Source organism: Vibrio sp. 970 (genome assembly GCF_033339075.1).
Window position 1 is genome coordinate 1 of sequence record NZ_JAWOTW010000296.1, and the last position, 711, is coordinate 711.

Below are 711 nucleotides of genomic sequence, written 5' to 3' on the forward strand. Positions count from 1 at the left end.
TCTAGTCGGTTTTGCTTCAGCCTGTTATCAGCGAGGTGTGGACTTTATCCAAATTCCAACGACGTTGTTGTCCCAAGTGGATTCTTCCGTTGGCGGCAAAACGGCAGTCAATCATCCGCTAGGTAAAAACATGATTGGCGCATTTTACCAACCGAAAGCGGTGATCATCGATACCAACTGTTTATCGACGCTACCTGAGCGTGAATTTGCTGCTGGTATAGCTGAAGTGATCAAATACGGCATTATTTATGATGGTGTATTCTTTGATTGGCTGGAAGAAAATTTAGACCGTTTATACGCGTTGGATGAAGACGCGCTTACCTATGCCATTGCACGTTGCTGCCAAATTAAAGCTGAAGTGGTTGCACAAGACGAAAAAGAGTCTGGAATTCGTGCGTTGCTCAATTTGGGTCACACTTTCGGTCATGCGATAGAAGCTGAATTAGGCTACGGCAATTGGTTACATGGTGAGGCGGTGTCTTCTGGTACGGTGATGGCGGCCAAAACGTCACTTCTGCGTGGACTGATTTCTGAAGAGCAGTTTGAGCGTATTGTGGCATTGTTGCGCAGAGCGAAATTGCCAGTCCACACACCCGACAGCATGAGTTTTGATGACTTTATCAAGCATATGATGCGTGATAAAAAAGTATTGTCCGGAAAACTACGTCTGGTTCTCCCTACTGGGATCGGCACCGCCGATGTGGTGGCCGA

The 711-nt window shown here is 46.8% G+C and carries 1 protein-coding gene; it reads left to right on the forward strand.

Going from position 1 to position 711, the window contains the following annotated elements:
- Positions 1-711, forward strand: a 711-nt coding sequence (aroB, locus tag R7Q11_RS26265; protein WP_225467010.1) for a 3-dehydroquinate synthase, incomplete at both ends; no start/stop codon positions are given.